This window comes from Azospirillum largimobile, from assembly GCF_977007025.2.
Window position 1 is genome coordinate 524,599 of record NZ_CDRMUA020000004.1, and the last position, 26,955, is coordinate 551,553.

Annotated in this window: 25 protein-coding genes; 20 read left to right on the forward strand and 5 right to left on the reverse strand. The window is 67.1% G+C overall.

Annotated elements, in window-relative coordinates; all coding sequences use genetic code 11:
* Positions 1-2: 2 nt before the first annotated feature.
* The 10 genes from ACWPKK_RS23905 (at position 3) to ACWPKK_RS23950 (ending at position 9,361) form a co-directional block, all read left to right on the forward strand.
* On the forward strand, positions 3-1,265 hold the full coding sequence (locus ACWPKK_RS23905) for a cysteine desulfurase (RefSeq protein WP_452009241.1): 1,263 nt from the start codon (positions 3-5) through the stop codon (positions 1,263-1,265).
* Positions 1,262-1,729, forward strand: coding sequence for a Fe-S cluster assembly sulfur transfer protein SufU (gene sufU, locus ACWPKK_RS23910; RefSeq protein ID WP_452009243.1), 468 nt, complete (start codon positions 1,262-1,264; stop codon positions 1,727-1,729). The genes ACWPKK_RS23905 and sufU overlap by 4 nt, the downstream gene beginning before the upstream one ends.
* A gap of 16 nt (positions 1,730-1,745) precedes the next feature.
* Positions 1,746-2,195 (forward strand): iron-sulfur cluster assembly protein, encoded by a 450-nt coding sequence (locus ACWPKK_RS23915; protein WP_452009246.1) that lies wholly within the window; start codon positions 1,746-1,748, stop codon positions 2,193-2,195.
* 33 nt (positions 2,196-2,228) lie between these two features.
* On the forward strand, positions 2,229-2,573 hold the full coding sequence (locus ACWPKK_RS23920) for a HesB/IscA family protein (RefSeq protein WP_109865217.1): 345 nt from the start codon (positions 2,229-2,231) through the stop codon (positions 2,571-2,573).
* Positions 2,574-2,701: 128 nt separating this feature from the next.
* Positions 2,702-3,535 carry a hypothetical protein gene (locus ACWPKK_RS23925; RefSeq protein ID WP_452009249.1) on the forward strand — a complete coding sequence of 278 codons (834 nt, stop codon included), beginning with the start codon at positions 2,702-2,704 and terminating at the stop codon, positions 3,533-3,535.
* A gap of 190 nt (positions 3,536-3,725) precedes the next feature.
* Positions 3,726-4,250 (forward strand): RNA polymerase sigma factor, encoded by a 525-nt coding sequence (locus ACWPKK_RS23930; RefSeq protein WP_452009251.1) that lies wholly within the window; start codon positions 3,726-3,728, stop codon positions 4,248-4,250.
* A gap of 101 nt (positions 4,251-4,351) precedes the next feature.
* Positions 4,352-5,359 (forward strand): FecR family protein, encoded by a 1,008-nt coding sequence (locus ACWPKK_RS23935; protein WP_452009254.1) that lies wholly within the window; start codon positions 4,352-4,354, stop codon positions 5,357-5,359.
* 151 nt (positions 5,360-5,510) lie between these two features.
* Positions 5,511-7,979, forward strand: a complete 2,469-nt coding sequence (locus ACWPKK_RS23940; RefSeq protein ID WP_452009256.1) for a TonB-dependent siderophore receptor — start codon at positions 5,511-5,513, stop codon at positions 7,977-7,979.
* 51 nt (positions 7,980-8,030) lie between these two features.
* Complete coding sequence (locus tag ACWPKK_RS23945; protein ID WP_452009258.1) at positions 8,031-9,179, forward strand: PepSY-associated TM helix domain-containing protein; 1,149 nt, start codon at positions 8,031-8,033, stop codon at positions 9,177-9,179.
* Positions 9,176-9,361 (forward strand): hypothetical protein, encoded by a 186-nt coding sequence (locus ACWPKK_RS23950; protein ID WP_452009261.1) that lies wholly within the window; start codon positions 9,176-9,178, stop codon positions 9,359-9,361. The genes ACWPKK_RS23945 and ACWPKK_RS23950 overlap by 4 nt, the downstream gene beginning before the upstream one ends.
* Positions 9,362-9,370: 9 nt before the next feature.
* Here ACWPKK_RS23950 and ACWPKK_RS23955 read toward each other — a convergent pair whose 3' ends face one another.
* Together ACWPKK_RS23955 and ACWPKK_RS23960 are read right to left on the reverse strand one after the other, a co-directional pair.
* Positions 9,371-10,264 carry a pirin family protein gene (locus ACWPKK_RS23955; protein ID WP_452009264.1) on the reverse strand — a complete coding sequence of 298 codons (894 nt, stop codon included), beginning with the start codon at positions 10,262-10,264 and terminating at the stop codon, positions 9,371-9,373.
* Between the two features lie 42 nt (positions 10,265-10,306).
* Positions 10,307-10,633, reverse strand: coding sequence for an antibiotic biosynthesis monooxygenase family protein (locus ACWPKK_RS23960; protein WP_452009649.1), 327 nt, complete (start codon positions 10,631-10,633; stop codon positions 10,307-10,309).
* Positions 10,634-10,849: 216 nt separating this feature from the next.
* On the opposite strand from ACWPKK_RS23960, the gene ACWPKK_RS23965 reads away from it, so the two are divergent.
* On the forward strand, positions 10,850-13,864 hold the full coding sequence (locus ACWPKK_RS23965) for a bifunctional diguanylate cyclase/phosphodiesterase (RefSeq protein ID WP_452009266.1): 3,015 nt from the start codon (positions 10,850-10,852) through the stop codon (positions 13,862-13,864).
* Between the two features lie 63 nt (positions 13,865-13,927).
* Here ACWPKK_RS23965 and ACWPKK_RS23970 read toward each other — a convergent pair whose 3' ends face one another.
* Positions 13,928-15,037, reverse strand: coding sequence for a branched-chain amino acid ABC transporter substrate-binding protein (locus ACWPKK_RS23970; protein ID WP_452009269.1), 1,110 nt, complete (start codon positions 15,035-15,037; stop codon positions 13,928-13,930).
* 242 nt (positions 15,038-15,279) lie between these two features.
* On the opposite strand from ACWPKK_RS23970, the gene ACWPKK_RS23975 reads away from it, so the two are divergent.
* From ACWPKK_RS23975 to ACWPKK_RS24010, 8 genes are all read left to right on the forward strand, one after another.
* Complete coding sequence (locus tag ACWPKK_RS23975; protein WP_452009272.1) at positions 15,280-16,092, forward strand: IclR family transcriptional regulator; 813 nt, start codon at positions 15,280-15,282, stop codon at positions 16,090-16,092.
* Positions 16,077-17,102, forward strand: a complete 1,026-nt coding sequence (locus ACWPKK_RS23980) for a 2-dehydro-3-deoxygalactonokinase (RefSeq protein ID WP_452009275.1) — start codon at positions 16,077-16,079, stop codon at positions 17,100-17,102. The genes ACWPKK_RS23975 and ACWPKK_RS23980 overlap by 16 nt, the downstream gene beginning before the upstream one ends.
* Positions 17,099-17,752 (forward strand): 2-dehydro-3-deoxy-6-phosphogalactonate aldolase, encoded by a 654-nt coding sequence (locus tag ACWPKK_RS23985; protein ID WP_452009277.1) that lies wholly within the window; start codon positions 17,099-17,101, stop codon positions 17,750-17,752. Before ACWPKK_RS23980 ends, ACWPKK_RS23985 begins: the two co-directional genes overlap by 4 nt.
* Positions 17,753-17,822: 70 nt before the next feature.
* Positions 17,823-18,812 (forward strand): tripartite tricarboxylate transporter substrate binding protein, encoded by a 990-nt coding sequence (locus tag ACWPKK_RS23990; RefSeq protein ID WP_452009279.1) that lies wholly within the window; start codon positions 17,823-17,825, stop codon positions 18,810-18,812.
* Between the two features lie 68 nt (positions 18,813-18,880).
* Entirely contained in the window at positions 18,881-19,405 is a 525-nt protein-coding gene (locus tag ACWPKK_RS23995) for a tripartite tricarboxylate transporter TctB family protein (RefSeq protein ID WP_324869938.1), read from the forward strand.
* Positions 19,406-19,456: 51 nt separating this feature from the next.
* The gene (locus tag ACWPKK_RS24000; protein ID WP_452009282.1) at positions 19,457-20,983 is read left to right on the forward strand and encodes a tripartite tricarboxylate transporter permease; all 1,527 of its coding nucleotides are present in this window, start codon (positions 19,457-19,459) and stop codon (positions 20,981-20,983) included.
* Between the two features lie 18 nt (positions 20,984-21,001).
* Positions 21,002-21,778: an SDR family NAD(P)-dependent oxidoreductase gene (locus ACWPKK_RS24005; protein ID WP_452009285.1), complete on the forward strand. Its 777-nt coding sequence runs from the start codon at positions 21,002-21,004 to the stop codon at positions 21,776-21,778.
* A 79-nt stretch (positions 21,779-21,857) separates the two neighbouring features.
* Entirely contained in the window at positions 21,858-22,763 is a 906-nt protein-coding gene (locus tag ACWPKK_RS24010; RefSeq protein ID WP_452009288.1) for an MBL fold metallo-hydrolase, read from the forward strand.
* Positions 22,764-22,882: 119 nt separating this feature from the next.
* Here the strand turns inward: ACWPKK_RS24010 and ACWPKK_RS24015 are convergent, their stop codons facing one another.
* The gene (locus ACWPKK_RS24015) at positions 22,883-23,263 is read right to left on the reverse strand and encodes a tautomerase family protein (RefSeq protein ID WP_452009290.1); all 381 of its coding nucleotides are present in this window, start codon (positions 23,261-23,263) and stop codon (positions 22,883-22,885) included.
* 94 nt (positions 23,264-23,357) lie between these two features.
* On the opposite strand from ACWPKK_RS24015, the gene ACWPKK_RS24020 reads away from it, so the two are divergent.
* Entirely contained in the window at positions 23,358-24,215 is an 858-nt protein-coding gene (locus ACWPKK_RS24020; protein WP_452009293.1) for a LysR family transcriptional regulator, read from the forward strand.
* A 73-nt stretch (positions 24,216-24,288) separates the two neighbouring features.
* Here the strand turns inward: ACWPKK_RS24020 and acnB are convergent, their stop codons facing one another.
* A complete protein-coding gene (gene acnB / locus ACWPKK_RS24025; protein WP_452009295.1) occupies positions 24,289-26,880 on the reverse strand; it encodes a bifunctional aconitate hydratase 2/2-methylisocitrate dehydratase in 2,592 nt (863 codons plus the stop codon).
* Positions 26,881-26,955 lie beyond the last annotated feature (75 nt).

Below are 26,955 nucleotides of genomic sequence, written 5' to 3' on the forward strand. Positions count from 1 at the left end.
CCATGTCCGATGCCATCCTGAACCAAGCCTACGACGTGCAGCGGGTGCGGGAGGATTTCCCGATCCTCGCCCGCAGCGTCCACGCCAGGAAGGGAAAGCCCGGCAAGCCTCTCGTCTATCTGGACAGCGGGGCGTCCGCCCAGAAGCCGCGTCAGGTCATCCAGGCCATGACCCGCTTCCTGGAGGAGGACTATTCCAACATCCACCGCGGCGTTCATTTCCTGTCGCAGACCGCCACCGACCAGTTCGAGGCGGTGCGCACCAAGGTCGCGCGCTTCCTGAACGCGCCGAGCGACCGCTGCATCGTCTTCACCCGCAGCTCGACCGAGGCGATCAACCTCGTGGCCGCCAGCTATGGCCGCACCTTCCTCAACGAAGGCGACGAGGTCATCCTGTCGATCATGGAGCATCACGCGAACATCGTTCCGTGGCAGTTGCTCCAGGCCGAGAAGAAGATCGTCATCAAGGTCGTGCCCTGCGACGAGGACGGCGTCCTCGACATGGACGCATACAAGAATCTGCTGTCCGACCGCACGAAGCTGGTGGCGATCACCCACTGCTCCAACGTGCTGGGCACCGTCACCCCGGCCAAGACCATCGCGAAGCTGGCGCATGAGCGCGGCGTGCCCGTCCTGTTCGACGGCAGCCAGGCGGTGGTGCATGGCACGGTGGACGTGCAGGACATCGACGCCGACTTCTACGTCTTCACCGCGCACAAGCTCTATGGCCCGACCGGTCTCGGCGTGCTGTACGGCAAGTACGACCTGTTGAAGAAGATGCCCCCCTACCAGGGCGGCGGCGACATGATCGAGAGCGTCAGCTTCGAAGGCACCACCTTCAAGGCGCCGCCGTCGCGCTTCGAGGCCGGCACGCCGCCGATCACCGAGGTCATCGGGCTGGGCGCCGCCATCGACTATGTCGAGGCGCTGGGCCGCGACGCCATCGCCGCGCACGAGCACGATTTGCTGCAATACGCGACGCAGCAGCTGTCGCAGATCGACGGCCTGCGCATCGTCGGCACCGCGCCCGGCAAGGGGCCGATCATCTCCTTCGCGCTGGAGGGCGTGCACCCGCACGACGTCGGCACCATCGTCGACCAGTATGGCGTCGCCGTGCGCGTCGGCCGCCATTGCGCCGAGCCGCTGGCCGAGCGGTTCGACGTCGGGCCGACCGTCCGCGCCTCTTTCGGCCTGTACAACACGCGGGAGGAAGCCGACGCCCTCGTCCAGTCCCTCCAGGCGGTCAAGGAGTTCTTCGGAGCATGATGGACGATCTGCGCGAGCTGTATCAGGAAGTGATCCTGGACCACGGCAAGAATCCCCGCAACTTCCGCCATCCCGACGACTCCAACCGCGAGGCGAAGGGCGAGAACCCCATGTGCGGTGACCGCTTCATGGTCTATCTGACCCTGAAGGACGGCGTGGTCGACGACGTGGCCTTCCAGGGCCGCGGCTGCGCCATCTCCACCGCAAGCGCGTCGATGATGACGGAGCTGGTGCGCGGCAAGACGGCGGCGGAGGCGGAGACGCTGTTCCACGCATTCCATGAACTGTGCACTCAGGACGAGCCCGACATCCCCGATGGTGTCGATGACGAGACCATGGAAAAGCTGATGGTCATGTCCGGCGTGCGCCAGTTCCCGGTGCGGGTGAAGTGCGCGACGCTGGCCTGGCACGCGATGAACGCGGCACTCCACGGCGAGGCTGCGGCCTCCAGCGACCAGTATTGAGGGAAGGGGGATCGAAATGCCCGATGAAACCCTGACGCAGCGCCCGATCGCTCCGAACCCGGCCGAAGCCGAGGCGCAGTTGAAGGCCGACGCGGCGACCGAGGCTTCCGAGTCCAAGGACTTCGCCCCGATGCCCCAGCCGCCCGAGGGCTACGACCCGCGGGAGGAGATCATGGATCGCGTCGTGGCGGCCATCAAGACCTGCTACGATCCCGAGATCCCGGTCGATATCTGGGAACTGGGCCTGATCTACCGTGTGGACATGGATGGCCAGCGCAATGTCGAGATTGATATGACGCTGACCAGCCCCATGTGTCCGGTGGCCGGCGAACTGCCCGAGCAGGTCCGTCAGGCCGTGCTGGGCGTCGAGGACGTCAACGAGGTCAAGATCGAACTGGTGTGGGAGCCCCCCTGGCACCAGGGCATGATGTCCGAGGAAGCCCGCCTGCAACTGGATATGTTCTGAGCCGTATTGAGCCGTATTTAGGAGACCGTCACCATGGCCCGTTCCCTGCCCAAGGCGCTCACGATCACCGACGCCGCCGCGGAGCGCGTCAAGGCGCTGATGTCCAAGGCCACCGACGACATGGTCGGCCTGCGCATCGGCGTGAAGGCGCGCGGCTGCTCCGGCCTCAGCTACGACGTTCAGTATGCCAAGGAGAAGATGAAGTTCGACGAGGTGGTGGAGGACAAGGGCGTCACCATCCTGATCGACCCGGCCGCCGTCATGTTCCTGATCGGCAGCGAGATGGACTATGTCGACGACAAGTTCCAGACCGGATTCGTCTTCAAGAACCCCAACGAGAAAGGCCGCTGCGGCTGCGGCGAGAGCTTCCACGTTTGAGGTCGGCAGAGCCTCCACCGCTGCTCGCGGCGGTGGAGGAAACATCGTTATAAATCCCGCGCAATTTTTACTCATATCCGCGCTTGCGCTATGGTGATCGCATCGCCACGCAAGGTTGGGGATGTGAGATGGTGCAGAGCGTTTACAGCAACGCCTGGGCGGCGCTGACCGGCAAGTCCACCACAACCGCAGCGACCCAGCTGTTTTCAAGCAAGGCCGCACCCTCCCCTTCGCCAGCCGCACCGGCAGCCGCGGCCGGCGATACCGTCTCCGTCAGCAAGCTTGGCAAGGCTCTGACCGGCATGGCGGCGAAAGCCTTCGAACATCTCGACTCCGACAGCAAGAAGCAGTTGGAAAGCTTGGTGGAATCCGGCCGCGTATCGGCGGATGACGCGGTGAAGGGCCTGCGATCCCTGGCGAAGAATGCACTGTTCAATCGCTTCGTAACCGAGGGCGGCCATAGCGCTGAAGAGCAGCAGATGGCTGAACGCATGAAGGTACTGCGCGAACAGAACGCCGCCGCGGCCAAAGCGGCCGAGAATCCGGACCATTGGGCGGCGCTTGAGGATCTCGACCGGTTGGGCGAAGCCTGGAAAAGCGGATCGGTCAGCCAGGAGGAAGTGAGCGCCATGCACCGATCGATCTCCGAGCGCCTCAAGGGATTTGGACAATCCGGTAAGCTGCATTTCTCCCAAGAGGAGGGCGCTTTGATGGGGTCGGTCTTCACAAGCAAAACCAACCGCTTCGCCGATCTCGACCTTGGCGAAGACGATCACGAAACCAGCGCGACGACCAACAAGATCCAGAGCGACGATGAGATGGCGGCCGCTGAACGGCTCTTCGCCGCCGGCTTCAAACTCGAGAACAACGCAATGGCGCGCTTTGCCGCCGATTACGACATTCCAGGCCTGGGCAAGGGAACCATGCCGGCATGGCACAGCTTCACGCCGATCAGCCGGTGAGCGTCCCCAACTCAGTTTCTGGAAATAAGAATCGTTCGCGTTCTAAGGTCAGTGCGGCTATACCGATGTAACTGGCATCCCAGGCGATGAGCCCACGGATGCCGGTTCCTTCGCATCCGCCATTCCGCGCACCCGTGACCGATACGCTCCGCCCTGCCCTAGTCAACGACCTCTGTTCCTGGCGCGCCCGATGACCGGCGCTGTCGGAACCTGGGCGCGCAGGATCGCGGAGCTGTTCGATGCACACCGGCTGCGGGTGGAGCGTGCCATCGCCCGGCGGACCGGCGATCCACAAACGGCTGGCGATCTGGCACAGGATGCCTTCCTGCGGCTGGCCCGCCTGTCCGATGGCGAGGCGGTGCAGAACCCGGCCGGTCTGCTCTATGTGGTGGCCGACCGCATCGCGCTCGACCATTGCCGCGCCGCCAAGCGCCAGCGCCTGCGCGAGGCAGGGCCGCCCGACGACGATCTGCCCGCCGCCGGCCCCGGCGCCGATGCGGTGGTGGAGCGGAACCAGACCATGGCCCGGCTGCGTGGCGCCATCGATGCCCTGCCGCCCAAAACCCGCGAGGTCTTCCTGCTCTACCATGTGGAAGGCCTGCCCTACCGCGCCATCGGCGAGCGGCTCGGCATTTCCCCGCGCACCGTGGAGTACCATCTGCGCACGGCGCTGGAACAGTGCCGCGCCCACATGAGGCGGCGCCCGCCGCGATGATCGGCAGAGCCCATTTCCCGGCAGGTCATTTTCTTTGAGGGATCGGCCTCCGCAGGTCGTCTTATCAGACACGAGGCAACAGGAGCTTGCGGCAAGACACGATGGATCACCGGGATGAACAGCACAGGAAGCCGGCAGACGGCGGACCGGATGAGGACCGGCTGTTCTCGGAAGCCAACGCGTGGTTCTTCCGCCTTCAGTCCGACGACCTCAGCCCGGCAGAGCGTACCGCCTTCGCCGAATGGCTGGCCCGCAGCCCGGCTCATGCCCACGCCTGGAGCGAACTGCGAACCCTCCTGCACGACCTGAAGGAACCCGCCCGCGCCGCCTATGCCGAAACCCGCATCGCGGCACCCCGACGCCCGGCGGCCGGCGTGCGGCGCTTCGCGGCGGCGATGGCGGTCATGCTGCTGGTCGGCGGGTTCGGCGTCTGGCGCGGACCGGTGCTCTACCAGAATGCCGTTGCGGATCAGGTGACCTCGACCGGGCAGAGGCGGACATTGACCCTGCCCGACGGCTCCACCGCTGAGATGAACGGCGACACCGCTCTGGCACTCGACTTTCATGACGGGGCAAGGCGGGTCCGGATCCTGCGCGGGGAGGCATGGTTCCGCGTCACCCGCGATCCCGATCATCCCTTCGTCGTCGAAGGCGGGGCGGGTGCCGCCCGTGTGCTGGGCACCCAATTCAGCGTCCGGCGCGAGGACGACCGCACCACTGTCACGGTCGGCGAAGGGCTGGTGGAGGTCGCTGCCCATCCGAACGCCGACAACCACGCACCTTGGCCCGGCAGCGTCCGCCTGCGCCCCGGTGAAAGCGCGGAGGCCGGCCCCCGCGGCCTGACCGGTCCACGGGCGGCGGATCCCGCCGTCGCCTTCGCATGGCGCCAAGGCCAGATCGTCTTCCGCCAGCAGTCGCTCGCCTCGGTCATCACCGCGCTGAACCGGCAATGGCCGGGCCGTGTGGTCCTGCTGAACGACGAGGCGGCGGAGCGCGTGGTCTCCGGCGTCTTCGCGCTCGACCGGCCGGATGCCGTGTTCGATGCGCTGGAGCGCGGCCTCGGCGTGCGCGCCACCCGCATCACCCCCTACCTGACACTGCTCCGCTGAAAAAAACTTGGTGGACTGAAAAATACTTCCCAGGGATCTCCGTCCGCCCATCGTCATGTCCGGGAAAGAAGAGAATGAGACGCAGTCGCAGAAAGCGGCGCGGTCTCTCACCGGATGACAGAGGCGAGCGATGGCATCGGCAAAGTTTGGAATGACGGGTGTGACGACCGGGCGCCGGGGCAGCGTCCAAGGCGGCTTGTTCGGCCGCAGGTTCCTGGGGCGGCTTCTTGCGACGACGGTGCTGATCGCGCCCGGGCTGCTGCTGTCCACCGTCCCCGCGGCGATGGCGCAGACGAACCCGGCGGGCGCGGTGACCTTCGCCATCACGCCGCAATCGGTGGACGGGGCGCTCGCCGCCTTCTCCGCCGCCACGCGCATCCAGGTGCTGAGCCCCGGCGCGGTGACGCAGGGCGTCAACTCCCCCGGCGTCAGCGGCTCGATGTCCGCGCGCGAGGGGCTGAACCGCCTGCTGTCGGGCACCGGGCTGACCGCCCGTTTCCTCAACACCGACACCGTGACGGTCGAGCGCGTGGCTGCCGGCGGCGCCGTCCAGCTCGACCCGGTGCAGATCGAAGGCAGCCGGGCTGCGACCGGTCCCGGCGCCCTGCCCCCTGCCTATGCCGGCGGTCAGGTGGCGCGCGGCGGGCGCATCGGCGCGCTGGGCAACCAGGACGCGATGGATGTTCCGTTCTCCGTCACCGGCTACACCGCCGAGACGATCCGCAACCAGCAGGCGGATACCATCGCCGACGTGCTGGCCAACGACCCGGCGGTGCGCAGCAGCCTCGGCTACGGCAACTTCGCGGAGAGCTTCGTCATCCGCGGCTTCCAGCTGGCGGGCGAGGACCTGTCGATCGACGGACTCTACGGAACCGCACCGCGCCAGATCGTCGCCACCAACATGTTCGAACGGGTAGAGGTGCTGAAGGGTGCCAACGCCTTTCTGAACGGTGCGGCCCCCAGCGGGTCCGGCATCGGCGGCGGCGTGAACCTGGTGCCCAAGCGGGCGGAGGATGAACCCCTGACCCGCCTGACCGCCAGCTATGCCATGGACAGCCGCTTCGGCCTGTCCGCCGATGTCGGCCGCCGGTTCGGCGACGCCAACCAGTTCGGCGTGCGCGTCAACGCCGCGGTCCGCGGCGGCGACACCGCCATCGACGACGAGGAGCGGACGCTGAAGCTCGGCTCCCTGGCGCTGGACTATCGCGGCGAGCGCGCCCGCGTGACGCTTGACGTCGGCACCCAGACCCAACGGGTGGAGCAGGGCCGCCCCGTGGTCTATTTCGGCAGCTTCGTCCCGGCGGTGCCGTCGGCTTCGCAGAACTACGCGCAGCCCTGGAGCTATTCGCAGATGCGCGACACCTTCGGCCAAATGCGCGCCGAATACGACATCCTGCCCAACCTGACCGCCTATGGCGCCTTCGGCATGCGCAGCATGCGCGAGGACGGCGACTATGCATCCCCCACCATCACGCGGGTCGACGGCACCGGCACCGTTAGGCGCCTGACCGTCCCGCGCGAGGATTTCACCAGCACCGGTCAGGCCGGCATTCGGGCCGACCTGCACACCGGCCCGGTCAGGCACCAGTTGAATGCCGGCGCCTCCGCGCTGCGGACGACGAACAACAACGGCTTCGAATTCGGCACGATCACCGCCGTCAACCTCTACAACATGGTCGGCTTCCCGCGCCCGGCGACCACATCGGCCAGCGGCATGGTCGGTGATCCGCCGAAGGTCAGCGAGTCGGTGCTGCGCAGCGTCTATGCGTCGGACACGCTGTCGATCCTGGACGACCGGGTGATGGTGACCGTGGGCTTGCGCCAGCAGAACATCCAGGTCCGCGGCTACAACAGGGCCAACGGCGCCCGCACCTCCGATTACGACCAGTCGGCGCTGACGCCGGTGGTCGGGCTGGTGGTGAAGCCGATCAAGGAATTGTCGCTCTACGCCAACCGGATCGAGGGGCTGGCGCAGGGGCCGACCGCCCCCTCCACGGCGGCCAATGCCGGAGAAATCTTCGAGCCCTACCGCTCGGTCCAGTACGAGGTCGGCGGCAAGCTGGACTTCGGCGGCTTCGGCGGCTCGCTGTCGCTGTTCCAGACCACCCAGCCCAGCGGCGTCACCGACGCGTTCACCCGCATCTACAGCGTGTCCGGCGAACAGCGCAACCGCGGCATCGAGCTGATGCTGTACGGCGAACCGGTGCAGGGCGTCCGGCTGCTGGGCGGCGCCACCTTCATCGATCCGGAGCTGAGCGACACCGGCAGCGCCGCGACCGAGGGCAAGGATGCCGTCGGCGTGCCGCGCCACCAGTTCAACGCCAACGTCGAATGGGACCTGCCCTTCCTCCCCGCGTCATTCCCCACCGTGACGCTGACAGGCCGTGTGATCCACACCGGGTCTCAGTATCTCAATACCGCCAACACGCTGAAGATCCCCAGCTGGACCCGCTTCGACATCGGCGCGCGGATGATCACCGACATCCAGAACCGTCCGGTCACCATCCGGGCGGCGGTGGAGAACGTGACCGACAAGGCCTATTGGGCGTCGGCCTATGGCGGCTACCTGAGCCAGGGCGCTCCGCTCACGGCCAAGCTGTCGTTGTCCGTCGATTTCTGAACGGCGGATGTCTGATCTGCCATGGCATGACGGCGGCATGAGGGGCTCCCGATGACCAATCGAACCATCCGGATCTGGACGCTGATCCACAAATGGACCAGCCTGATCTGCACGGTCTTCATGCTGCTGCTGTGCCTGACCGGCCTGCCGCTGATCTTCCATGACGAGATCGAGGCGCTGACGGAGGAAGACAACCTTCCGCCCATGCCGGCCGATACGCCCTTGAAATCCTTGGACGACGCCGTTGCCTCGGCACTGGCCACCTATCCCGGCGAGCGCCCGTTGTTCCTCAGCTTCGATGTTGACCGGCCGGTGGTGAACGTCACGACCGGACCCGGCGCCCGCCCGCCGGTGTCGCAGATGCACATCTCCGCCATAGATCTGCGCACCACGCGGATTCTGGCCGACCTGAACGACGACCAGGGCTTCATGCATGTGATGCTGCGCCTGCATGTGGACATGTTCGCAGGCCTGCCCGGCGAGCTGTTCCTCGGCTTCATGGGGTTCCTGCTGTTCCTCGCCACCCTGTCGGGCGTGGTGATCTATGCCCCCTTCATGCGCAAGCTGTCCTTCGGCACGGTGCGGGCCGGGCGCAGCAGGCGGCTGAAATGGCTCGACCTGCACAACATGCTGGGCATCGTCACGCTGATGTGGGTGGTGGTGGTCGGGCTGACCGGCGTCATCAACACCCTGTCGGTGCCGCTGGTCGCCTATTGGCGCGCCAACGAACTGGCGGAGATGATCGCCCCTTATCAGGGCAAGCCGGTGCCGGCGCGCTTCGCCTCCGTCGACGCGGCCGTCCGCACGGCCATGGAGGCCGCGCCCGGCATGCGCCCGCAGTTCGTCGCCTTCCCCGGCGTTCGCTTCTCCAGCAACCATCATTACGCGGTGTGGCTGAAGGGAGCCACGCCGGCCACCAGCCGGATCCTGACCCCCGCCCTGATCGACGCGGAAACCGGGGCCTTCACAGACATGCGCTCCATGCCCTGGTACATGCTGGCGCTGCGGCTGTCGCAGCCGCTGCATTTCGGCGATTACGGCGGGCTGCCGATGAAGATTCTGTGGGCGGTGCTGGACGTACTGACCATCGTCATCCTCGGCAGCGGCCTGTATTTGTGGGTCGCGCGCCGCCGCGGCGCCCAGGATCAGGCCGGCGCGGCCCACAGCCTGCGCGCCGTCGCCGGGGAGGCCGCGGAATGAAGCCGCGCACTCGCCTCCCCCTAATGGCGATCTTCGCCATTCCCACAGCAATCGCGCTCGTCACCGCCGCCGGTTTGGTCACCGCCCTGCTGGACGACGGACTGGTGGACGCCGTGTCCTGGGCGGCTCTGTCCGTCCCCGTGCTCGCCGCTGCGTGGTGCTGGCGGAGACGCGAGCGTTGAAGCGGCCATCTACGACATGGGGTTGGCGGGCGGCTTCGGTATTTCCGGCAGGGGGATGAATTCGCCGCTGTCCAGGTCCGGCAGTTTCATCCGGCCGGCGCGCCAGTCGGCCTTGGCCTGCTCGATCCGCTCCTTCGACGACGACACGAAGTTCCAGTCGATGAAGCGCTGCCCCAGTGGTTCGCCGCCGACGGCCATGACGATGGAGTGCGTGGAGGCGGTCAGCACCGCCGGATGGCCGGGCGCGAAGACGGCCATCCGTCCCGCCTCGAAGCGCTGCCCCTCGGCCTCGACGGAGCCTGCCACCACATAGGCGGCCCGCTCCCATCCGTCGGCCGGCAACTCCACCCTGGCGCCGGGGGCGAGATCCCAATGGATGTAGAACAGCGGCGAATGGGTCTTCACCCCCGCCCTGGCCCCGAACGCCTCGCCCGCCACCAGCCGGCCGCGCACGCCGCCCTGTTCGAAGACCGGCAGGTCGCCGGTGCCGTAATGGCTGAAGGCGGGGTCGGTCTCTTCATCCGATTCGGGCAGGGCGACCCAAGCCTGGATGCCGTGCATCCATCCACCCTCCATCCGGGCGCGCTCGAAGCGTTCGGAATGGGTGATGCCGCGGCCGGCGGTCATCCAGTTCACCTCGCCCGGCCGAATCGCCTGTTCGGAGCCCACGCTGTCGCGGTGCATGATCTCGCCCTCGAACAGGTAGGTGACGGTGGACAGCCCGATGTGTGGGTGGGGACGCACGTCGACGTCGCGCGGCAGGCCCGGCTGGAAATCGACCGGCCCCATATGGTCGAAGAAGACGAAGGGGCCGACCATCCGCCGCTGAACGAAGGGCAGGACCCGCCCCACCTCGAATCCGCCCAGGCTCTTTCGGCGTTGATCGATGACCAGTTCCAGCATCGGATTCCCTCCCGGCGAATGGTGTGGCGGCCCGATTTGCGTTCAGGCGTTCGGATTGCGCGGCACGGTCTGGATGACTTCGAATCCTTCGAATTCCGGCGGCCCGACATACAGGGGCTTGCTGGTGCCGGCCTTGCCGTGGGCGGCGCGGAAGGCCTCCGACCGCGTCCAGTCCTGGAAAGCGGCTTCCGAGTCCCAGACGGTGTGGGAGGAGTAAAGCCTGTATTCCTCCCGGTCGGGTCCGCGCAGCATGTGGAATTCCACGAAGCCCGGAACCTTGTGCAGATGGACCTCGCGGTTCAGCCAGACCTCTTCGAAATCCTGCTCCGCCCCGTGGCGGACCTTGAAGCGGTTCATCGCGATGAACATGCGGATTTCCTTCCCGGCATTGTCTGTAAGCATGGCCTTGGCCCCGGCCTTGACCAGGATAGAGGTTGGGACCGCCGCCCGGCAATCAACCCGGCCTGACACCGACAGTCTTCCCGATTGCTTACGATCCGTTAATGCAAAGAAGCTCTAATATGAGAAAAGAGGTATAATGGCTGCCGGCCGGATCGGCCGAGCACGCAGCCCCGGGGGAACGGCATGACCGGAACAAGCGTAGCGCAGACGGCGGCGGACAGGTTCCGCTCCAAGCCGCCCGGCACCATTTCGACCATTCTCACCCTGGCCGTTCCCTTCCTGCTGGTCCTCGAAGCGACGTGGCTGACCGGCCCGGTCGATCTTGCCCATTACCTGCCTCTGCACACCTTCTTCGAGATTTTCGCCATCGCCGTGGCCGCCTTGGTCTTCGCGATCGGCTGGCATTCCCACACGGACGAAACCCCGCCGGCCCTGCTGGCCCTGTCCACCGGCTTTCTCGGGGTCGCGCTTCTGGATTTCGGACATCTGATGTCCTATGCGGGAATGCCCGATTTCGTCACCCCGTCGGGGCCGGAGAAGGCGATCGCCTTCTGGCTCGCCGCCCGTGGGATGGCGGCCGCGGCACTCCTGCTCGCCGCCGTCCTGCCCTGGCGCCCCGGGTCGGCGGCGTTGCGCTTTCCGCTGATCGGTGCGGTGCTTGCGATCACCGCGGCGGTCTATTGGATCGTGCTTTGGCATCCCGGCCTGCTGCCGCGCACCTTCATCGCCGGCGAGGGGCTGACGCCGTTCAAGATCGCGGTCGAATACGGACTGGTCCTGCTCTATGGCGGTGCCGCCCTGGTCTTCCACAGGCGGCGGCGCGAGGCCCGCACGCTGGACGTCCACCGCATGGTGATCGCCGCCATCGCCATCGCGATCAGCGAACTGTGCTTCACGCTCTATTTCAGCGTCTACGACCTCGCCAACGTGGCCGGCCACATCTACAAGGTCATCGGTTATTGGTCCCTGTACCGGGCGGTGTTCGTCACCGCGGTCCATCACCCCTACGAGGCGCTGCACCAGTCCGAGCGCGACCTGTGGCGGGAGAAGGAGCGGGCGCGCGTCACCCTGCTGTCGATCGGCGACGGGCTGATCGCGACCGACACCGCCGGGCGCGTGACCCTGATGAACCCGGTGGCCGAGCGGCTGACCGGCTGGAGCGGCGGCGAGGCGGCCGGCCGGCCGGTGACCGACGTCTTCGACATCGAGAATGCCGAAACCGGAGAGCGGGTTCCGGTGCCGGTCCAGGAGGTGTTGGAGAATGGCCAGCTGGTCGGGCTCGCCAACCACACGGTGCTGGTGGCGCGCGGCGGACGCCGCAGCCACATCGCCGACATGGCCTCGCCGATCCGCGACCGCGACGGGACCCTGCACGGCGTGGTCATGGTCTTCCAGGACGTGACCGAAACCTATGCCAGCCGCGAGGCGCTGAAGGACAGCCTGTCGCTCAATACCGGCATTCTCGAAAGCGCCGCCTGCGGCATCATCGCCACCACGCTGGACGGCATCATCCGCGTCTTCAACCGCGAAGCGGAGCGGATCTTCGGCTATCCGGCCGACGAGATGGTCGGCACGGCGTCCCTGCCGCGCCTCTACGACGGGGAGGAGCTTCGCGCCCATGCCGACCGGCTTGCCGCAGAGCTGGGGGGCGCGACGCCCGCGGGCTTCGAGGCGCTGGTCGCCCGCACCCGCGACGGCGGCCTGCCCGATTCCGGCGAATGGACCGGACTGCGGAAGGACGGCGCCCGCGTCGCCCTTTCCGCCGCCACCAGCGTTCTGCGTGACAGCGGTGGGGCGGTGCGCGGCTATCTGACCGTGGTGATGGACGTCACCGAGAGGAAGCGGGCGGAACGGCAGATCGAAAGCCTCGCCTACTACGACCCGCTGACCAACCTGCCGAACCGGCGCCTGCTGCTGGAACAGCTGGACGGCCAACTGCGCACGGCACGGCAGAACGGACGGTGCGGCGCCTTGATGTTCCTCGACCTCGACGACTTCAAGGGGCTGAACGACGCCCGCGGCCATGTCGCCGGCGATACGCTGCTGCGCGAACTGGCGGCCCGGCTGAACGCCACCCTGCGCCGGGACGATCTGGTCAGCCGCCTGAGCGGAGACGAGTTCGTCATCCTGCTGCCCGACCTGGGTGCGACGCCGGAAGAAGCCTCCAAGGTCGCATGGCGGGTGGCGGAGAAACTACGACTGGCCGTCGCCCAGCCCTTCCGCCTGGACCGCTATGAACACAGCATCTTTGCCAGCATCGGCCTGACCGTCTTCCCCAAGACGGCGGAGGAAACGGTCGAGGACCTGCTGAAACAGGCCGACACCGCCATGTATGCCGCCAAGGACGGCGGACGGAACACCATCCGCGACTATGATCCCGCAATGCTGGTGGACGCCCAGGCTCGCTTGGCGCTGCAGCAGGATCTGCGCAAGGCGGTGGATGCCGGAGAGTTCACGCTGTTCCTGCAGCCGCAGACCGGCGCCGACGGCACCCTGGTCGCGGCCGAGGCGTTGATCCGCTGGCAGCATCCGCAGCGCGGCTTCGTGGCGCCCGGCGCCTTCATCGCGGTGGCCGAGGAATCGGGCCTGATCCTGCCGCTGGGCGACTGGATCCTGATGGAGGCCTGTCATGTCCTGCGCCGTCTGGCCGATGCGGGCAGCAGCTGCCACCTGTCCATCAACATCAGCCCGCGCCAGTTCCGCCAGCAGAACTTCTGCGCCGGTGTCATCGCCGCGGTCCGCGCCAGCCGCATCGACCCGCGCCTGCTGACGCTGGAGATCACCGAGGGGATCGCCATCGACGACTGTGCCGACACCGTCGCCAAGATGTCGGAACTGGCGGCGGTCGGGATATCCTTCTCGTTGGACGATTTCGGCACCGGCTTCTCGTCACTGTCCTACCTGAAACAGCTGCCGGTGGGAGAGCTGAAGATCGACCGTTCCTTCGTCCAGGATGTGGACCGCAACAGCCACAACGCCGTGCTGGTGGAAACCATGCTGTCGATCGCCAGCCGGCTTGGACTGAAGGCGGTGGCGGAGGGGGTGGAAACCGCAGCGGAGCGGGATTTCCTGCGCGACCACGGCTGCGCGATCTTCCAGGGCTACTACTTCGACCGGCCGATGCCCGTCGACGACTTCATGCGCAAATATATCCAGCCAGCCGAGCGGGCCGTTAACGAAGAGCCGGCGCTCGCCTGAAGCCGTGACGCGTGAAGAGGCGGGGGGAAGCCGCTTGGACCTCCCCCCGAACCGGCATATCGGTTACTTCTGGGCGACCATCTTGGGCTGGCCGTTGCTCCAGACATACATCACGTAGTTCGGCTTGGTGATGTCGCCCTTCTTGTCGAACTCGACCGGGCCGACGACGGTGTCGTAGCTGCCGGAATGCAGCGCGGTCGACAGCTTCTTCCCGTCAGGGCTGCCGGCCTTCTGCAGGCCCTGCGCGATCACCTGAACCGCGGCGTAGCTGTAGAAGGCGAAGTTGCCCGGCTCCGGCAGGCCGGCCGCCTTGAAGGAAGCGATCAGTTCCTGCGCCTTGGGATCGCTGGCGGCCGACGGGCTGTCGGTGTACAGCGTGCCCTCGCCCGTCTGGCCGGTGATCGCCCAGTATTCCTGGTTGTTCAGGCCGTCGCCGGCGATGAACTGCGGCTTCAGCCCCTGTTCCTGCGCCTGACGGACGATCAGCCCCAGTTCCGGGTGATAGCCGCCGTAATAGACGGCGTCGATCTTCTTGTCCTTCAGGCTGGTGATCAGCGCCGAGAAGTCGCGCTCGCCGGCCGTGACGGAGCCGCGGTAGGCGACCTTGCCGCCGGACTTCTCCAGCGTCTCGACCACGACGTCGGCCAGCCCCTTGCCGTAGGCCTGCTTGTCGTCGAGCACCGCGACGTTCTTGCCCTTGAAGGTCTCGGCCAGATATTTGCCGGCGACCACGCCCTGCTGGTCGTCGCGGCCGCAGACGCGGAAGATGTTCGGGTGGCCCTTGGAGGTCAGCAGCGGGTTGGTGGCGGTCGGGGTGACCATCACCACGCCTTCCTCCTGGTAGACGTCGGCGGCCGGGATGCTGGCGCCGGAGCACAGATGGCCGACGACCGCCGCGACCTGGTCGCGGACGAACTGGTTGGCGACCGCCACCGCCTGCCGCGGGTCGCAGGCGTCGTCACCCACCTTCAGCACCAGCTTCTGGCCCAGCACGCCGCCCTTGGCGTTGATGTCCGCGACCGCCTGCTTGGCGCCGTACACCGACTGCTCGCCCAGCGCCGCCACCGGACCGGTGGTCGCCGTGCCGAGTCCGATGACGATGTCCGCCTGCGCCGTGCCGAAGCCGGCCAGCAGTGCCGTCGCGCTGACGAAGGAAAGGACGGTGAGACGCATTTTATTTCTCCTGGGATGACCATTTTGCGCCGGTCCACGACCAACGGCCCCGGCACAATCCCATTTCTGACCCAAGCGACAGGATTTTGAAAGCGCGATCATGGATGTCGCAGCGCTTCAATCACCCCCGCGACCGTTCGTCGCCATCCGCAACATGTCCCACTATTTGGCACCATGCAAAACTATTTGACACATCTTGGGACATGCGCGAGCATTCGAAAAACAACGGTAACAAACAAATCATGGGCGGAATCATCCAAGCGACCGAGCAGGAGGCGGAGGCCGGCAAGCCGCAGGCCACCGGAACCCAAACCCTGCTGCGCGGACTGGCTTTGTTGGAGTGCGTGGCCGCCGGCATCGGCGACGTGAAGGGAATCGCGGCCCGGCTGGGCACCCCGCGCAGCACCACCCACCGCATGCTCGTCAGCCTCGTGGCGGAAGGGTATCTCCATCACATCCCGTACAAGGGCTATCTGCTGGGTCCGAAGCTGATCCAGTTGGGGATGAAGGCGCTGGAGCAGCGCCCCCTGGTCGCCGTCGCCCGCCCGCATATCGAGGCGCTGGCACAGGCCACCGGCGACACCGTCCATCTCGGCGTCGAGGACAACGGCGAGGTCTTCTATCTCGACAAGATTCCCGGCACCCGGGGGCTGGAGATGCGGTCCCGCACCGGACAGCGCATGCCCATCGCCTCCACCGGACTGGGCAAGGCGCTGATGCTGGGCATGGCGCCTGCGCGCTGGGCATCACTGCACGCGCTGCTCTGCTCTCCCGACGCGCCGGCCGATCGGCCGTGTCCCGCAGACTGGCCGCAGTTCCAAAAGCAGCTGGACCGCTACGTCGCCCAGGGCTGGGCGATGGATTTGGAAGAGAACGAACTCGGCATCCGTTGCGTCTCCGCACCGGTACGCGACGGCCGGAATCTGGTGGTGGCGGCGATCAGCGTCGCCAGCGCCGTCCCCTACATGCCTGACGACCGCATGGCCACTCTGGGACCGCTGGTCCGTGCCACGGCGGACGCGATATCCAAGGATCTGGGATGGATCGCACCATAACCTCCTCCGCCGACTCCCCCACCGAACCGGCGCTGATCGCGCTGGACTGGGGGACGTCGAGCCTGCGCGGCTTCCTGATGGACGGCGGCGCGCGCGTGCTTGCCGAACGGGCGTCCGCCCACGGCATCCAGAACCTGCCGCAGCCCGGCCCCGCCGGATTCGACGCCGCCCTGGCCGCCCTGTGCGGGGACTGGCTGGATGCGCATCCCGGCCTGCCGGTGGTGGCGGGCGGCATGGTCGGCAGCGCCCAGGGATGGATCGAGGCGCCCTATGTCACCACCCCGGCAGACGCGACGACCCTGGCCGACCGGGCCGCGCGGGTGGAGACGGCGGCCGGCCGCCGCATCCTGATCGCCCCCGGCGTTCTGCACGACCCGGCCGGCGCGCCCCCCGACGTGATGCGGGGAGAGGAAATCCAGATCGCCGGGGCGCTGGCCGAGAATGCCGACTGGGCGCGAAACGCCTGCATCGCCATGCCCGGAACCCATTCCAAATGGGTCCGCGTCACCGATGGGCGCATCGCCGCCTTCTCCTCCTACATGACGGGGGAGCTGTTCGCGGTCCTGAAGACCCATTCGCTGCTCGGCCGCCTGATGCCCCCCGACCGCGAGGCATCGCCCGAGGATGAGGCGGCGGCCTTCGCCGTCGGAATCCGCGCCGCGCAGTCCGCCGGTCCCGGCGACCTGCCCCACCAACTGTTCGCGACCCGCACGCTGGGCCTGACCAGGCGCATGCCGGCCGAGGCGCTGGCGCATTACCTGTCGGGCCTGCTGATCGGGCACGAGCTGCGCTCCGGCCTCGCTGTGCTGGCGGAAATGCCGGCGGGCACACCGCTGCTGCTGATCGGCGCCCCGGCGCTGTGCATCCGCTATGGCCGCGGGCTCGCGGCCTTCGGCGTCACGCCGGCGGCACAGCTGGGCAATACCGCCCCGCGCGGCCTGTTCCAGTTCGCCGCCGCGGCCGGGCTGCTTGCCACCGGCACCACCCCCAGCACGATGAGCGCGCCATGACCGAGCTTTCGCTTTCCGCCCGCTTCGATGCCGCCTTCTCCGCCCTGCCGCTGGTCGCGATCCTGCGCGGGCTGACCCCGACCGAGGCGGAGCCGGTGGCGGCGGCACTCTACGAGGCGGGATTCCGGCTGATCGAGGTGCCGCTGAACTCGCCCGATCCCTTCGACAGCATCGCCACCATCCGCAGCAGCCTGCCGTCCGACGCGCTGGTCGGGGCCGGCACGGTGCTGACGCTGGACGCCGTGGACCGGCTGTCCGCCATCGGCGCCGATCTGGTGGTGATGCCGCATGCCGACACCGCGATCATCCGTGCCGCGAAATCGCGCTCGATGGTCTGCACCCCCGGCGTCGCCACCGCGACGGAGGCCTTCGCGGCGATCGCCGCCGGGGCCGACGCGCTGAAGCTGTTCCCGGCCGAGCAGATCGCGCCGCCCGTGGTGAAGGCCCTGCGCGCGGTGATCCCGCACAGCGTGCGGCTTCTGCCGGTCGGCGGCATCACGCCCGACACCATGCAGCCCTTCCGCACCGCCGGTGCCTCCGGCTTCGGGCTGGGTTCGGCGCTCTACAGCCCCGGCCTGCCGGCGGCGGAGATCGCGGCCCGCGCCAAGCGCTTCGCCCAGGCCTGGGCGGAGGGATCGTCCGGCCGCTGATCACCAGCCCTTTCTTGATCGTCGCCTTTCAACGACCGGCGCACAAGCCGGCACACCCAGAGGGAATGCCATGAAGGTCTCTACCCGCCTGACCCGTACCGTTCTGACGGCCGGCCTGTCCGCCGGCATGCTGTTCGCCGGAACCGCGACCATCACCGGCGCCGCCCTGGCCGCCGAATATCCGGCGAAGCCGGTCGAGCTGATCGTCCCCTATGCCGCCGGCGGCGGCACCGACCTCGTAGCCCGTGCCTTCGCCGATGCGGCCAAGAAGCAACTGCCTCAGTCGATGGGCGTGGTGAACAAGACCGGCGGCGGCGGCGCCGTCGGCCTGACCGAGATCATGGCCGCCCGTCCCGACGGCTACAAGATCGGCATGGGCACGGTGGAGATCACCCTGCTGCCGCATATGGGCGTCGCCCGCTTCACGGTGGAGGACTTCACTCCGATCGCCCGCCTGAACGCGGAGCCGAGCGCCATCACCGTCAAGGCCGACGCGCCGTGGAAGACGGTGGAAGAGTTCCTGGAGCATGCCAAGGCCAATCCGGGCAAGGTGCGCATCGGCAACTCCGGCACGGGCGCCATCTGGCACCTCGCGGCCGAGGCGCTGGAGGAGAAGTCCGGCACCACCTTCAACCATGTACCGTTCGACGGCGCCAACCCGGCCGTGACCTCGCTGCTGGGCGGCCATATCGAAGCGGTGTCTGTCAGCCCGGCCGAGGTGTCGAGCCAGCTCGCCGCCGGCCAGCTGCGCATGCTCGCCGTCATGGCCGAACAGCGCAGCAAGACCTTCCCCGACGTGCCGACGCTGAAGGAGAAGGGCATCGACCTGTCCGTCGCCACCTGGCGCGGCATCGTGGTGCCGAAGAAGACGCCGGCCGCGGTGGTCGACACCCTGCGCACCGCCAGCAAGGCCGCGGCGGAAGACCAGGCCTTCCGTGACCAGCTGGCCAAGATGAACCTGACCTGGGCCTATGCCGACGGTCCGGAGTTCGGTCAGGTCATGCAGAAGGACAATACCTTCTTCAAGGACCTGATGACCAAGCTGGGCATGGCGAAGTAACGCCGGACCGACGCCGTTCCCGGCGGTCCGCCGCCGGGAACGCCTTCATCGGTTGAGGAGACCGGACCATGAGCAACGCACCCGCAGGGGGCGAAGGCCCCGGCTTTGGCAATGCTATGCCGCTGACGACCAAGATCGCCAACCTCGTGATCTCCGTCGTGCTGATCGCGATTGCGGCCTCGGCCATCGCCGCGACCGGCGATTTCCCCAAGAGCATGCTGGCGGCCGATGTCGGCGCCGCCCGCTTCCCGATCATCCACGCCGGCGCGCTGATCGTGCTGTGCCTGATCCTGATCGCCAACACGCTGCGCACCCCCACCGCCCCGGCAGCCACCGGAGAGGCGCCGGTCGGGATCGCCGGCTATGCCGGCGTGGCGCTGGGCATGCTGGCGACCGCCGGCTGCATCGTCGCCATGGAGTATGTCGGCTATGGCGTGGCCACCGCCGTCTACATGGCCGTGATCATGGCGCTGATGGGGCAGCGCAGCCCGGTCTGGAACCCGGTGCTGGCGGTCGGCGTGACGGCGATCGTCTACGGCGTCTTCCACTATGCGCTTCAGGTGCCGTTGCCGGTGGGGAGCCTGTTCGAATGACCGCCCGCGCCCTTTTCATGGCCGCACCGTACGTCGTGGAGGACCGCCGCCATGCATGAATTCGATCTTCTGATGAACGGCTTCGCCATGCTGGCGGCGAACCCTCTGGCGCTGTTCCTGGCGCTGGTCGGCGTCACGCTCGGCATCATCATCGGCGCCCTGCCCGGCCTGACCGCGACCATGGGTGTCGCCATCCTGCTGCCCTTCACCTTCGGCATGGATCCGGTGTCGGGCCTGCTGATGATCTCCGGCGTTTTCTTCGGCGGCGTCTATGGCGGGTCGGTGACGGCGATCCTGCTGCGCATTCCCGGCACCCCGGCCGCCGCCGCCACGGCGATGGACGGATTCGAACTGACCAGGAAGGGCATGGCCGGCGTGGCGCTGGGCACCGCGACCCTGTCCTCCTTCCTCGGCGGCACCGCCAGCATCATCGTCCTGATCTTCCTTGCCCCGGTCCTGGCCGGCTTCGCGCTGAAGTTCAGCGCGTCGGAGAGCTTCGCGCTTGCCGTCTTCGGCCTGAGCATCATCGCCAGCATTTCCGGCCGTTCGGTCATCAAGGGGCTGATCGCCGGCTTCCTGGGACTGCTGATCGCCACGGTCGGCATGGACCCGATGGACGGGTTCCCCCGCTTCACCGGCGGCTATACCGAGCTGTTCAACGTTCCCTTCATTCCGGTGATGATCGGCCTGTTCGCCGCAGCCGAAGCCTTCAAGTCGCTGGAGGACCCGAAGGTCCGCCTGGGCATGGCCGCGGCGCTGGGCCGCATCATTCCGGAATGGGCGACCTACCGCCGGATGCTGGGAACGGTGGGGCGCTCCACCGGCCTCGGCGTGGTGATCGGCATCATCCCCGGTGCCGGCGCCGACATCGCCGCCTATGTCGCCTACAACGAGGCCAAGCGGTTCAGCAAGACGCCGGAGAACTACGGCAAGGGCGAACTGGCCGGCGTCGCCGCCTGCGAAGCCGGCGCCAACGGCTGCACCGGCGGCGCGCTGCTGACCATGCTGACGCTGGGCATTCCGGGCGACGCCGTCACCGCGGTGATGCTGGGCGCCCTGACGCTGCAGGGGCTGCAGCCAGGACCGCTGCTGTTCAAGGAGCATGCGGACCTGGTGTTCACCCTGTTCGCCGGCATGCTGTTCTGCTACGTCGGCATGCTCGTGATCGGGCTGGGCTTGCTGCGCGTCATGGGCCGCGTCCTGCAAATGCCGAAGTCGGTGCTGACGCCGGTGATCCTGGTCCTGTGCGTGGTCGGCACCTACGCCATCAACAACAGCCTGTTCGACATCGGCATCATGCTGGCGGCCGGCATCGCCGGCTACTTCATGCAGAAGTGGGACTTCCCGGCATCGCCGGTGGTGCTGGCGCTGATCATGGGCCCGATGGCGGAGGCCAACTTCCGCCGCGCCCTGTCGCTGTCGGGCGGAAGCTATGACTTCCTCTACACCCGGCCGATCACCGTGGTGCTGCTGACCATCGCCATCCTGACCCTGTTCCTGCCGCTGGTGAAGCGCTGGCGCAGCCATCGGGCGGAGACGCGGCAAACCGGCGCCGCCAGTTCCCTGAATCAAGCCTGATTATAAGGAAAGACAGCCATGTTCGACGATCTGAAGGGCCGCCGCGTCCTGATCACCGGTTCGACCCAGGGGATCGGTCTGGCCGCGGCGCAGGCCTTCGCCCGCCACGGCGCCAAGGTCGGCATCAACGGCCGCAAGGCGCCGGCCGATCTCGACGCGACCCTCAAGGCGATGGAAACGACGGGTGGCGAGGCGGCCTTCTTCGCCGGGGATCTGTGCAGCAGCGCCGCCTGCAAGGCCGTGGTCGACGCCTTCGTCGAGCGGTTCGGCGGCATCGACGTGCTGATCAACAATGCCGGCGGGCTGGTCGCCCGCAAGCCGCTGGAGGAGATCGACGACGAGTTCTTCGACGCGGTCACCGACCTGAACGCCCGTTCCGCCCTGATGACCACCAAGCATGCCCTGCCCCATCTGCGCCAGTCGGCCAAGGACAGCGGGCAGACGGCGTCCGTCATCCTGGTCGGGTCGGTCGCCGGCTATACCGGCGGTGGGCCGGGCGCCGGTCTGTATGGCGCGGCCAAGGCGTGGCTGCACAACATCCAGAAGAACTGGGTCGCCTTCCACACCAAGGAAGGCATCCGCTTCAACACCGTGTCGCCGGGCACCTTCGACACCGCCTTCCATGCCGACAAGGACGAGGCCGCCAAGGCCCGCGTGTCGACCGGCATCCCGATGGGCCGCTTCGGCAAGCCTGAGGAATGCGCCCCGACTTTCCTGTTCTTCGCCTCCCATGGCTGCTCCGGCTACATCACCGGGCAGATTCTGGACGTGAACGGCGGCCAGTTCATGCCGTAAGGGCCCGACCGGCAGGGGACTGCAGGACAAGCACCGTTTCCCGCTGTTGTCGGAAGACACGGGTAGGAGATGGACGACCATGGCCTCGCAGATTCCCCTGTCGGAAGACAGCAGCGCGATCGATCCGGCGCTCGATGCGCTGCGCAGCGACCATACGCACGAGATCGCACCCGACCTCGCCTATCGGCGGCTCGGCATCGTCAATGTGGTGTTCTGGGGTCCGCCGGGCGCCGGCGACCGCGAATGGGTGCTGATCGATGCCGGGCTGATGGGCACCAAGGGTTTCATCCGCAGCGCCGCGGCGGAGCGGTTCGGCCGCGACTCCCGCCCCGCCGCCATCGTCATGACCCACGGCCATTTCGATCATGTCGGCGTGCTGGAGGATCTGGCGGAGGAGTGGGATGCCCCGGTCTACGCCCACCCGCTGGAACACCCCTATCTGAACGGTCAGGCCGCCTACCCGCCCGGTGACCCGTCCGTTGGCGGCGGAGCGATGGCGGCGCTGGCACGCTTTTACCCGCGAAAGCCGGTGGATGTCGGATCGCGCCTGCGCGCATTGCCGGAGGATGGGTCGGTGCCGGTCATGCCGGGCTGGCGCTGGGTCCACACGCCGGGGCACAGCGTCGGCCATGTCTCCTTCTGGCGGGAGCGCGACCGCTCGATGATCGTCGGCGACGCCTTCGTCACCACGGGGCAGGAATCGGCCTACGCCGTCGCCGTGCAGCGGGCGGAGATGCACGGCCCACCAATGTATTTCACCGTTGAATGGGACAAGGCGCGGGAATCCGTCGCCCGCCTTGCAGCACTGGAACCGGAACTGGTGATCACCGGCCACGGCGAACCGATGCAGGGGGCGGAAATGCGCGCCGCGCTGCACCGGCTGGCGGACGAGTTCGACAGCATCGCCATTCCACGCCAGGGCATCTATCTGGAAAAGCCGGCACGGGCGGAGGATGGGACCGCCTATTGCGGACCGGAAGGGTGAGTTTATGTGCTTGGAATGAAGGCACCAGGGCACACTGCCCCGGCTTTCGCGTGATGAGCCGCGGCAGGTGCCCAGGGGCCAAGTGGACGACTATCCGATCCGGAGCGCTGGTCTTTGCCTCAGGCGTATTGCGCAACGCCATTGCCGAGCGACCAGTTCTCTTTCGCCACTTCGACGATGTTGACGAACACGTCCTGCGGCCGAATGCCGGGGTCGTCGCCGAGCAGTTCCACGATCCGCGCGAACAAAGCCTTTTTCTGTTCCACAGTGCGGGTATTGTTCGCGGTGATCTGGATGTATACGAGGTCATCTCCTCGTGATACGCCAAGATAAGATGAACTGTAGCGGAAGTTCACTGCATCATGCTCGGTGATGGTCATGAACTGATCATCTTCCGGCACGTTGAAGGTTTCGTGCATCGCGCAGTAAAGGCCGTCGAAGATTGCCTGCCGGTAGGCCTCAGACTTTCCAGTGCGCAGGGAGATGTGAACGAGCGGCATCGTATTTCCTTTCGATGATGTCGTCGTTCAAAATAGCCGTGGTGCAGTCATTTCCATATGCTATGATTTTTTATATCTAAGATAACGGTTGGAAATGATGGACCAACCACTCGACCTCGATGCGGTTCGGGCCTTCGTGCGCATCGCCGAATTGGAGAGCTTTACGCGCGCGGCCGAAGCCATGCGGACGACGCAAGCGGCGGTCAGCCTGAAGCTGAAACGTCTCGAAGAAAGGCTGGGGTGTCGCCTGTTCGAGCGGACCCCGCGGTATGTGCAGTTGTCGCCACGCGGCGCCGCCTTTCTCGATCACGCTCGTGACCTGCTGGAGGCGCATGATCGCGCGCTCGCCTCGCTGAGTGAGGGGCGCCAGCGCATCGCCATCGGCATCAGCGACCATGTGGCGGGGCCGGAGCTTCCCGCCCTGATTGCCCGGATGAACGCGCAAGATCCGCAGTTGGTGATCGAAATCCGGATCGGATCGTCCGGGGACCTGCTGCAGAGCTTCGACCGACGGGAACTCGACAGCGTGATCGTCCGCCTGCATGCAGGGCGCAACGACGGCCAACTCCTCACCGAAGAACAGTTCGGTTGGTTCGCGGCGCCAAGCTGGCAGCATCGGGCGGACGAACCTCTGCCAATCGCAACCATGGCCGAGCCTTGCGGGGTGCGGGCGTTGGCCGGGCAGCTTCTCGACGGAGCCGGAGTGCCTTGGACGGAGATCTTCGTCGGCGGCGGCGTGACCGCGGTGGCGGCGGCCGTCACGGCCGGGCTCGGCGTCGCGGCATTGTCCCCGCGCATGGTGCCATTCGGTGCCGTCGACGTCGGTCCCAGACTAGGGCTTCCGACCCTGCCACGGCTGCCCGTGGTCCTGCATACCAGGGTGAAGGATGGACGACCGCGCGAGGCGCTCGCCGGACTGGCGGCCGCCTTCAGGAGTGCGGTGCGAGGCTGATGCTCCCACAAATGAAAACCCCCGCCGGATCGCTCCGGCGGGGGTTTTCGTCAGTGACCGCTGTGTCCGGCTATCAGGCCGGGACGGCGACCTTCTCCGCGACGTCCTGGAAAGCCGGGATCTGGTCGAAGTTCATGTAGCGGTAGACGTCGGCGGCGGCCTTGTTCACCACGCCGACCTGGGCCAGATACTCCTCGTTGGTCGGGATCTTGCCCAGCAGCGCCGCGACGGCGGCCAGTTCGGCCGACGACAGGTAGACGCGGGTGTCGATGCCCAGACGGTTCGGGAAGTTGCGGGTCGAGGTCGAGATGGCGGTCGAGCCCTTGCGGATCTGCGCCTGGTTGCCCATGCACAGGCTGCAGCCCGGCATCTCCATGCGCGCACCGGCCTTGCCGAGGGTGGCGTAATAGCCTTCCTCGGTCAGCATCATCGCGTCCATCTTCGTCGGCGGGGCGATCCACAGGCGGGTCGGGATGTCCGACTTGCCGTTCAGAATCTTACCGGCGGCGCGGAAGTGGCCGATGTTGGTCATGCAGGAGCCGATGAACACCTCGTCGATCTTGTCGCCGGCGACCTCGGACAGCGTCTTCACGTCGTCCGGATCGTTCGGGCAGGCCAGGATCGGCTCCTTGATGTCGGCCAGATCGATCTCGATCACCGCGGCATACTCGGCGTCGGCGTCGGGCTTCAGCAGCTGCGGATCGGCGATCCACGCCTCCATCGCCTTGATGCGGCGCTCCAGGGTGCGCGCATCGGCGTACCCGTTGGCGATCATCCACTTCATCAGCGTGATGTTGGAGGTCATGTACTCGATGATCGGCTCTTTGCTGAGCTGCACGGTGCAGCCCGCCGCAGACCGCTCGGCCGAGGCATCGGACAGTTCGAAGGCCTGCTCGACCTTCAGTTCCGGCAGACCCTCGATCTCCAGGATGCGGCCGGAGAAGATGTTCTTCTTGCCCTTCTTCTCGACCGTCAGCAGGCCGGCCTTGATCGCGTAGAGCGGGATGGCGTTGACGAGGTCACGCAGGGTGACGCCCGGCTGCATCTCGCCCTTGAAGCGGACCAGCACCGATTCCGGCATGTCCAGGGGCATGACGCCGGTGGCGGCGGCGAAGGCGACCAGACCGGAACCGGCCGGGAAGCTGATGCCGATCGGGAAGCGGGTGTGGCTGTCGCCGCCGGTGCCGACGGTGTCCGGCAGCAGCAGGCGGTTCAGCCAGGAGTGGATGACGCCGTCGCCCGGACGCAGCGCGACGCCGCCGCGGGTGGAGATGAAGTCCGGCAGCTCGTGGTGCATCTTCACGTCCACCAGCTTCGGATAAGCGGCGGTGTGGCAGAAGGACTGCATCACGAGGTCGGCCGAGAAGCCCAGGCAGGCCAGGTCCTTCAGCTCGTCGCGGGTCATCGGGCCGGTGGTGTCCTGCGACCCCACCGTGGTCATCTTCGGCTCGCAATAGGTGCCCGGACGGACGCCCTTGCCTTCCGGCAGACCGCAGGCGCGGCCGACCATCTTCTGGGCCAGCGTGAAGCCCTTGCCGGTGTCGGCCGGGGATGCCGACTGGCGGAACAGGGTCGACGGCGCGAGGCCCAGCGCCTCGCGGGCGCGGGCGGTCAGGCCGCGGCCGATGATCAGCGGGATGCGGCCGCCGGCACGCACCTCGTCGAAGATCACCTCGGACTTCACGGTGAACTCGGCGATGACCTCGCCGTTCTTCAGGGCCTTGCCCTCATAGGGGCGCAGCTCGATGACGTCGCCCATCTCCATCTTGTTGACGTCCAACTCGATGGGCAGGGCGCCGGCGTCTTCCATCGTGTTGTAGAAGATCGGGGCGATCTTGGTGCCGAGGCAGACGCCGCCGAAGCGCTTGTTCGGGACGAACGGAATGTCCTCGCCCGTGAACCACAGCACCGAGTTGGTGGCGGACTTGCGCGAGGAACCGGTGCCGACCACGTCGCCGACATAGGCGATCAGGTTGCCCTTCTTCTTCAGCTCTTCCAGCTGCTTGGTCGGTCCGCGCTGGCCCGGCTCGTCGGCCTCGATGCCCGGACGCGGGTTCTTCAGCATGGCGAGCGCGTGCAGCGGGATGTCCGGGCGGCTCCAGGCGTCCGGGGCCGGCGACAGGTCGTCGGTGTTGGTCTCGCCCGACACCTTGAAGACCGTCAGCGTCATCGACGCCGGGACTTCCGGACGCGAGGTGAACCACTCCGCATCGGCCCAGGACTGCAGCACCGCCTTGGCGTTGGCGTTGCCCTTGTCGGCCAGTTCCTTGACGTCATGGAAGAAGTCGAAGACCAGCAGGGTCTTCTTCAGGCCTTCCGCGGCGGCGGCGCCGCATTCGGCGTCCGACAGCAGGTCGATCAACGGCTGCACGTTGAAGCCGCCGAGCATGGTGCCCAGCAGTTCGGTGGCCTTCACCTTGGAGATCAGCGGCGAGCTGTCGTTGCCCTTGGCGACGGCGGCCAGGAAACCGGCCTTGACGCGGGCGGCATCGTCGACGCCGGCCGGAACGCGGTGGGTGATGAGGTCGAGGAGGAACGCTTCCTCGCCCGCCGGCGGCGCCTTCAGCAGGTCGATCAGCTCCGACGTCTGCTTCGCGGTGAGGGGCAGGGCCGGGATTCCGAGGGCGGCGCGTTCGGCCGCGTGCTGGCGGTAGGCTTCGAGCACGGCAGGGTTCCTCATAAATGAAAGGCCGGCCCTTGGATGGGAACCGTGAGACGGCCCGCTTGAACTCAGGTCGGG